The organism is Reyranella sp. (assembly GCF_004296935.1).
GTDB lineage: Bacteria > Pseudomonadota > Alphaproteobacteria > Reyranellales > Reyranellaceae > Reyranella.
This window is the reverse complement of sequence record NZ_SCVH01000035.1, coordinates 1-7,053: the sequence shown is the minus strand read 5'-3', so window position 1 is coordinate 7,053 and position 7,053 is coordinate 1. Positions and strand designations below refer to the sequence as shown.

The 7,053-nt window shown below is 64.2% G+C and carries 9 protein-coding genes; 3 read left to right on the top strand and 6 right to left on the bottom strand.

Annotation, left to right across the window (positions count from 1 at the left end; all coding sequences use genetic code 11):
- From EPO55_RS04760 to EPO55_RS04750, 3 genes are all read left to right on the top strand, one after another.
- A partial coding sequence (locus EPO55_RS04760; protein ID WP_296335315.1) for a hypothetical protein occupies nt 1-273 on the top strand: 273 nt, incomplete at its 5' end.
- Between the two features lie 58 nt (nt 274-331).
- Entirely contained in the window at nt 332-607 is a 276-nt protein-coding gene (locus EPO55_RS04755; RefSeq protein ID WP_296335314.1) for a hypothetical protein, read from the top strand.
- 147 nt (nt 608-754) lie between these two features.
- Nucleotides 755-1,519: a glucose 1-dehydrogenase gene (locus EPO55_RS04750; RefSeq protein WP_296335313.1), complete on the top strand. Its 765-nt coding sequence runs from the start codon at nt 755-757 to the stop codon at nt 1,517-1,519.
- A gap of 9 nt (nt 1,520-1,528) precedes the next feature.
- Here the strand turns inward: EPO55_RS04750 and EPO55_RS04745 are convergent, their stop codons facing one another.
- The 6 genes from EPO55_RS04745 to EPO55_RS04720 form a co-directional block, all read right to left on the bottom strand.
- Nucleotides 1,529-2,104, bottom strand: a complete 576-nt coding sequence (locus EPO55_RS04745; RefSeq protein ID WP_296335312.1) for a hypothetical protein — start codon at nt 2,102-2,104, stop codon at nt 1,529-1,531.
- Between the two features lie 26 nt (nt 2,105-2,130).
- Complete coding sequence (locus EPO55_RS04740; protein WP_296335311.1) at nt 2,131-2,955, bottom strand: tetratricopeptide repeat protein; 825 nt, start codon at nt 2,953-2,955, stop codon at nt 2,131-2,133.
- A 195-nt stretch (nt 2,956-3,150) separates the two neighbouring features.
- Nucleotides 3,151-4,449: a pilus assembly protein TadG-related protein gene (locus EPO55_RS04735; RefSeq protein WP_296335316.1), complete on the bottom strand. Its 1,299-nt coding sequence runs from the start codon at nt 4,447-4,449 to the stop codon at nt 3,151-3,153.
- Between the two features lie 12 nt (nt 4,450-4,461).
- Nucleotides 4,462-4,887, bottom strand: a complete 426-nt coding sequence (locus EPO55_RS04730) for a TadE/TadG family type IV pilus assembly protein (protein WP_296335310.1) — start codon at nt 4,885-4,887, stop codon at nt 4,462-4,464.
- Nucleotides 4,888-5,032: 145 nt separating this feature from the next.
- A complete protein-coding gene (locus EPO55_RS04725) occupies nt 5,033-5,974 on the bottom strand; it encodes a type II secretion system F family protein (RefSeq protein WP_296335309.1) in 942 nt (313 codons plus the stop codon).
- A 7-nt stretch (nt 5,975-5,981) separates the two neighbouring features.
- Nucleotides 5,982-6,983, bottom strand: a complete 1,002-nt coding sequence (locus tag EPO55_RS04720; RefSeq protein WP_296335307.1) for a type II secretion system F family protein — start codon at nt 6,981-6,983, stop codon at nt 5,982-5,984.
- Between the last annotated feature and the right edge of the window lie 70 nt (nt 6,984-7,053).

Here is a 7,053-nt window from a genome sequence, read left to right as displayed (position 1 = left end):
GTCGTGGAGTGGTCTGCCTTCGGGCGAAAGTGCGTCATGGCCAGTGACGACAAGCCGCGTGGCGGCCGGACCGGAGAAATGGTCCGGCCCCGCGTGAAGGCTTCAAACGAGCGTCCGTTCGATCTTTGGCTGCACAAGCAGTTGCACGCGATGTACGACGAGATCGCGAGCGAGCCGCTGCCGGCCGACCTCCTCAATCTCATCGATCGCGATGCCGCCGCCACGGGCGAAGCGAAGAGCAACGCACCCGCGGAGCCTCGGAACAAGAAGTAGCCGTGCGGAACCGCGGCAATGGCCGTCCGTTGTTGGCACTCACCATACGGAGGCCGCCATGATGACCAACGAAGACAAGAAGAAGGCGCTGACGAGCCCGAGCAGCGTGTTCAAGCACCCGATCGAGGTCGTCGACAGCCACGACTTCGATCGAGCCGAGAAAACCAAGATCCTCAAGCAGTGGGAACTCGATGCCCGCCTCCTCCAGGTCGCCACCGAGGAGGGCATGGGCGGCGGCGAGCACAGCCTGTTCGCCGACGTCAAGAACGCCCAGCAGAGCCTCGACGTCGATCATCTCGTGGAAGACGGCGCACCGACCAAGGTCGGACCGTAACCATCCCCTTTGCGCCAACGAAGAACGGCGGTGGTCCTCGGGCCACCGCCGTTTGCATTTCCACGCCGGTCGGATCGTCCGCGACGACAGCTGTTTCCGGTTGTCCCGTCGGCTATACAGGGCGTCCATCGAGAGAGAGGAAACAAGATGAAGCTTTTCGATCTTTCCGGCCGCGTGGCCATCGTTACCGGCGGCAATGGCGGCATCGGCCTCGGAATGGCGAAGGGCATGGCCGAGGCCGGCGCCGCAATCGTCGTCGCCGGGCGCGACGCAACCAAGAACGCCGCCGCCGTGAAGGAGATCCAGGGCCTCGGGGCGACGGCGAGCGCGATTGCCGTCGATGTCCTGAAGGAGGACTCCTGCCACGCCCTGATCGCCGAGACGGTCAAGCGCCACGGCCGGCTCGACATCCTGGTCAACAACGCCGGCATGAGCATTCGCAAGCAGCCGCAGGACTTCACGGCGGCGGAGTGGCACAAGGTCCTCGACAGCAATCTGACCAGCGCCTTCCTGTGTAGCCAGGCCGCATACCCGGCGATGAAGAAGGCCGGCGCCGGCAAGGTGATCAACATCGGCTCGATGATGTCGATCTTCGGCGCGGCCTTCGCGACCGCCTACGCCGCGAGCAAGGGCGGCATGGTGCAGATGACCAAGGCGATGGCCACCGCCTGGGCCAAGGACAACATCCAGGTGAACTCGATCCTGCCGGGCTGGATCGACACCGCCCTCACCCGGCGTGCACGCGAGGAAGTGCAGGGCCTCCACGAATCGGTGCTGAAGCGCACGCCGGCAGGTCGCTGGGGCATACCCGACGATTTTGCCGGCATCGCGGTGTTCCTGGCGGCGCCGGCATCGGATTTCGTCACCGGCGCCGCCATCACGGTCGACGGCGGCTATTCCGTCCAGGGATGAGCGCCGCCCCTAGGGCGACTCGACCTTGCAGGTGGCGCGATCGACGAAGAGGCTGGTCTTCGGCCCATAGACCGTGAGCCCGACGCGTACGCCACCTCCAACCGCCGGGAGGAGTACACGGGTCTGCTCGACCGGCTTGCCGGCGTTGGTGAAGCTGCAGTGAAGCAGCGGCACGACGGTCCTGCCGCTGTTGTTATTCAGGTAGAGCACCACCTGCCAGCGCTGCTCCGGAACGGCGCGCAACGTCGCGTTCTCGATGTTAACGACCGGCACCGTGGGTCCAGCCGTGATCGGCACGGCGCCCAGGGGCGTCACCTTCGGCCTCTGGACGACCACGCCGTCGACGCGGGCAGCCTGGCCCAGCGGATCGAAAGCGCGGTCGGCCGGGGTGTTCGGACCCGGCACCAGACCGACGTTGTTCGGCGTCCAGATCTGCCCCGTCTTGGGATCGCGAAACTCCGGCACGCCGGCCGATGCCGGCATGTCGACAGTGCTGCGCGGAACCTGGGCGGCCACGGGCGAGACCATCGTGAACGCCACGAGACAGGCCAGGGCCTTCATGACCGAACCGCGGGATCCGTACATCGTCTCATCCTCCTCGATCTGGCCGGCTAGGCGCCACCGCTGGTTTGCGGAAAGAAGCTGGGGTTACGTCGCAATTCGGCGCTGCGCGCTTCCGGCGGCAGGGCCTTGAGCTGCATGAAATAGGAGAGCTGCCGCTGGGCGCTCTGTTCGTCCAGATCCTTGCGGCTGACCTGCAGGGCATTCTCGAGATCGCCGGCCATGGCGTAGCTGAAGGCCAGGTTCTGGCGCACGCGCCCATCGGCCGCGCGGCTGTTGGCAATCGGCACGAGCTGGGCGATCGCCTCCTGCGGGTTGCCCGAGATCGCCAGCGACAGCGCGAAGTTGTTCCGCAACGGCAGATAGTCCGGCGCCACCTCGATGCCCTGGCGGTACCTCGCCTGGGCGTCGGCGTGCCGCCCCTGCATGTCGAGCACGACGCCGAACGCATTCAACGAACGATAGTCGCGGCCGTCCGACTGCAGCGCGGCCTCGAGCTGGCGCTCCGCGAGATCGGGCTGGCCCATCGAGATCAATGCCGACGCTAGTCCCCGCCGCGCCACCTGGCTGCTGTCGCGCTGCGTCAGCACGTCCCGGAACAGAGCGGCCGCCTCGTCGGGCGCACCGATCGACAGATAGGACTGACCGAGCCCGATCTTGGCTTCGACACCATCAGGCTTCGATTGCAAGGCTCTGCCGTAGAGCGGGATCGCGGTGTCGAAATTGCCCGCCTGACGGGCTTCATCGGCTTGTTGCACCGATGAGGTGTAGGTATCGCCCTTGGTATTCGAACCGGCGAGGTCGAGCCCGCAGCCCGCGACGAGGAGCGCCCCGATAAGCGCTCGGCCCGCGCTGAAGATCGGCGCCAGCTTCATTCCAACCCCAAATAGGCGTTCTGCTTCTGCAGGTTCTGCCAATGTCGGAGGGAGAGTATCAAAGTATTGGGGGCAACCGCAACCAACACCCCAATAGCTGGGGACAACTTGTTGAAATCGCGTCAGAAATCACGATCGACCCTCTGCGCGACCAAAGGCGGTCGGGCAGAGGTGCTTGGCGCCAAGCCAGGTGCCTCAGTTCACCAGCATGCGCGGCTTGGTGAGCTGGCTCGTGATCGCCTGGAAGACCGACGGCAGCTTCGACGGCGGGTTGGGCGAGCCGTTCAGCTGACAGGTCGAAGACGTCGTGTAGAACTTGCTCGAGTCCGAGGCCAGCGACTGCATCGTCGTGCAGGGATTGTGGGTGTCACCCGACGAACAGCCACTCGTCGACGCGCCGTAGGCGACGGAGAAAACCTGGGTTCCCGCCGCCGTCGCGGCCTGGGCCGCGGCGATCGCCCGGTCACACTGGCCCTTTAAATAGGTGCTCTGGTTGTTCAATTGAGACAGGGATGCGTTGAAATCGCCGTCGCTGAGAATGATGATCACGTTCTTCGTACCGGCGACGATCGGCAACGCGGCCTGCGCCTTGATGAGAACCTCCGCGAGATAGCTCCCCTGGCCGCCCCTGTTCGTGACGCAGGGCGTCAGCGATGTGCCGTTGCCGACCGCTTGAACGAGCGGCGATGAATTGACCAGCGCGCCGGCATTGTCGTTGTAGGTCGAGTCCAGAGTGGTGCCGATCTGATACTTGATGGTGCTCGTATAGTACGGCACCGAGGACGGATAAGTCGGACACGGATGCGACGTCGGGCTGTATTGCGAGGCGAGGCCCGGAAAGACCATCAGGCCGGCCTTGTCCATCGAGGCCGGCATCACCTTCAGAGTGCTCTGAATGGAATACAGGGCGCATTCGAACCTGGTCGGGTTGCTCTTCCCCGGAACCGTGCAATTGTTGTCCGAGTTGCCCATCGACCCCGTGGCATCCAGCACGAACATCACGTTCAGCGGCGTCGCACTGCCGCCCGCTTTACTCGCCGTCTTGGTCGACGCAAGCGTGAGGGACTGGAACCCGAAAGCCTTGAGAAAATAGGTCGAGATCGTCGCCGTCTGCGTGACCGTGACGGCATTCGGGCTTGTCCCGTTGCAGCTCGGCAGATTTGCCGTGGAGGTAACGCAGATGAGCGTCGCGGTGGCGGTGGAGCTGGTGACGTTCGGCGCCGGATGGGCGGCATTCCAGGCATTGACGGCGCTCTGGACACTGGCCGCGTTCGCATTGGGCGACTGGAGCGCGTAGGCCCCCGCCAGCGCCGCCGCCTCTGTCGCGGCGTCGAACCCGTTCTTGGCCGAATAGGCCCGCCCGACGTCGATCGTCAACCCGGCCAGGCCCACCATCGCCGTGGCCATGCCGGCGAATATCAAGGTCGTCGAGCCCCGCTGGTTGCGTAGAAAGCGGCGAAGGACTTCGGGACCGGACGATACCAGGCGTTTCATCATCTTCTCCCCCTACTGGACCATCTGCGCCGTCTCGGCGCTCAAGGTACAACTTGGTGCGTAGTTCACGCCCATGACCGTCAGGTCGCAGGGATAGGTCGCTTTCACCTGCGCCGATTGCCCCGCGACCAGTATTGCCGAACAAGCGGCATCGGTCGCACAGGCGGTACCATTGACCTTGACGGTGATCGAAATCTGCCCGGCGGCCAGGCTGGGCGCCGCACTGGTAATCGCCGTCGTCGTCGTGGCGTAGGGCGTCGAGGTGCCACGGCTCAACGCAAACGTCATCGCGCCTTTGGCCGCTGCATTGGTAAGCACCATGTAGTGGTTCATCGCGATGCCGAACTGAAGAGTTCCAAAGGCCATCGTCAGGAAGACCGGCGCCAGGATCGCGAACTCGAGTGCGGAGACACCCCGCACGTCGCGCAAAATGCGCATGAGTCGGTGCAGCGGTGCTAGCCGCCATCCTCTTCCCGACAATCCATGCGTCCAATTCACCTTGGAACCTCTGATGTGAGTCGTTCCATCGACGGTAGAACGTATGGTGGTGGCCTCACGCCGTAAATTGAGAGTCTTGTTTCAATCATTTCACGGCGAACATCGACATGATCGCTGGCGCGATCAGCACGGTGATCAACGTGGGAAGGATAAAAACCATCAGAGGGACTGTCATAAGTGCGGGCATCCGTGCGCCCTTCTCTTCCGCCTTCGAGGCGCGAGTCTGTCGGAATTCCTGACTGAGGATGCGAAGCGACGCGGCAAGCGGCGTGCCGTATTTTTCAGTCTGGCGGAGTGCATTCACCAGCGCGGCCACCGCCGCTGAATCCGACCGGTCCGCCATGTTCTCCAGGGCCTGCTGGCGATCGGGCAGATAGGTGAGTTCGATGGCCGTCATCTCGAATTCGACCGCCAGTTCGGGCATCGAGCCCTGCATTTCGCGGGACACCCGGCGAAAGGCGGCATCGATGCTCAGCCCGGCTTCGACGCAGATCGTGAGCAGGTCGAGCCCCTCCGGCAGGATCGCGTTCAATACCTCGCGACGCTTCGACGCGACGTTCTTGATGTAGAGCTCCGGCAGCAGGAACCCCACCAGCACCGCGCCGACACAAGTGGCCAGGACAAAGTCTTCCGGGACGGCGATCACGTTCGTCACCGAGGTCAGGCCGATCATCAGGAAGCCCAGCAGCAGCGGCAGGGCGAGCTTGACGAAGACGTAGACCACCGCGGCATCGCGCGAATGGAACCCCGCCTGACGCAACTTGCGGGAGGTCTGATCGGCCGCCGCACCGCGAAGTAGGTTCAGACGATCGGCAATCTCGCGAAGGAAGCCCAAGGAAACCGCCTTCGGCGAGGTCTTGGCGACCATATGCTCGCCGCGCGTCTTCATGCGGCGTGTGCGCAGCGCCTTCAGGCGCGCCTCGATCGGCGGCTGCCACGTCAATGCCATCCCCAGCGCCCAGAATCCCACGAACGTCGCGGCCGCGACGATGACCGCGAAACTTCTCTCCGAGAGGGCGGGATCCATGGCGGCGTCAGACCTTGATCGTGGCGATCTTGTTCATGACGTAGATGCCGAGCCCCATGCTGCAGGCAGCGGCCGCTGCAATCATCTGGCCGGTTTCGGTCGTGAACAGCGGCGCGATGTAGTCCGGAGAGATGAAAAAGAGGCCGCCGCCGACGAGAAACGGCAGGCCGACCATGATCATCATCGTGGTCCGCGCTTCCGAAGTGAATGCGCGGATCTTCAGACGAAGCTGCTGGCGGGCGCGCAGCAAGGCGCCCAGATTGGCCAGCGTCTCCGCAAGATTGCCGCCGGTTTCGCGCTGGATCGACATGGCGACGATGAGAAAGTTGAACTCGTCCGTCTGCACCGTCTTGGCGACCCGCCAAAGCGCCGTGTCGATCGGCACGCCGAGCTGCACTTCCTGCTGCACGCGGCGAAAGACAGCGCCGACCGGATCCTTGATGTCGCGCGAAACCGTGCCGATCGCCTCCTGCACTGGAAGACCGGCCCGCAGCGCCCGAACGATCAGGTCAACCGCCTCGGGGAACAGGAGGTTGAATTTCTGGCCGCGCCGCTTCGCCTTCCAGCCGATCCAGACGTTCGGCAGTCCGACGCCGATCATCAGAGAGCTGCCCAATGCGACGGGCGGCGCCAGATCGACGATGACGAACAGAAGGAACGCCACGGCGACGGAAAGGGCGAGCGATGCGAAGGCGAAGTCGCCCAGCGTGACATTCGTGCCCGAGGCCTGAAGCTTCTGGCGGATGCTGCTGGCATTGGGAAACCAGCGCCACAGCAGCTTGTCGAGCGTCGGGAGCTTTCCCGCCTTTTCGACACGCCTCAGTGTCGCCATCTGGAGCGTGCGCTGGCCGCCTTGTGCATGTGCGTCGAGGTCTTCGAGCCGGTCGCGCAGCCGCCGTTCGGCGAAGAATCCGCCGAATACCATGTAGAGAGCGGCAAAGGTCAAAGCGAACCCGCCCGAGATCAGGATCGTCACCGTGTCGAGGTCGAAGCCTTGAGCTCCGATCACGTCATCGCCTCCATCAGCACCTTGTCGAGGCCGTAATAGGCGGCGCGCGGCAGGAAATGAGGCCGCAGCC

Bases quoted from the DNA above. Each gene is read 5' to 3' on its own strand.
- EPO55_RS04745 (WP_296335312.1), bottom strand. From the start codon at position 2,104: ATGTACGGATCCCGCGGTTCGGTCATGAAGGCCCTGGCCTGTCTCGTG.
- EPO55_RS04725 (WP_296335309.1), bottom strand. From the start codon at position 5,974: ATGGATCCCGCCCTCTCGGAGAGAAGTTTCGCGGTCATCGTCGCGGCC.
- EPO55_RS04735 (WP_296335316.1), bottom strand. From the start codon at position 4,449: ATGAAACGCCTGGTATCGTCCGGTCCCGAAGTCCTTCGCCGCTTTCTA.
- EPO55_RS04730 (WP_296335310.1), bottom strand. From the start codon at position 4,887: ATGCGCATTTTGCGCGACGTGCGGGGTGTCTCCGCACTCGAGTTCGCG.
- EPO55_RS04740 (WP_296335311.1), bottom strand. From the start codon at position 2,955: ATGAAGCTGGCGCCGATCTTCAGCGCGGGCCGAGCGCTTATCGGGGCG.
- EPO55_RS04755 (WP_296335314.1), top strand. From the start codon at position 332: ATGATGACCAACGAAGACAAGAAGAAGGCGCTGACGAGCCCGAGCAGC.
- EPO55_RS04750 (WP_296335313.1), top strand. From the start codon at position 755: ATGAAGCTTTTCGATCTTTCCGGCCGCGTGGCCATCGTTACCGGCGGC.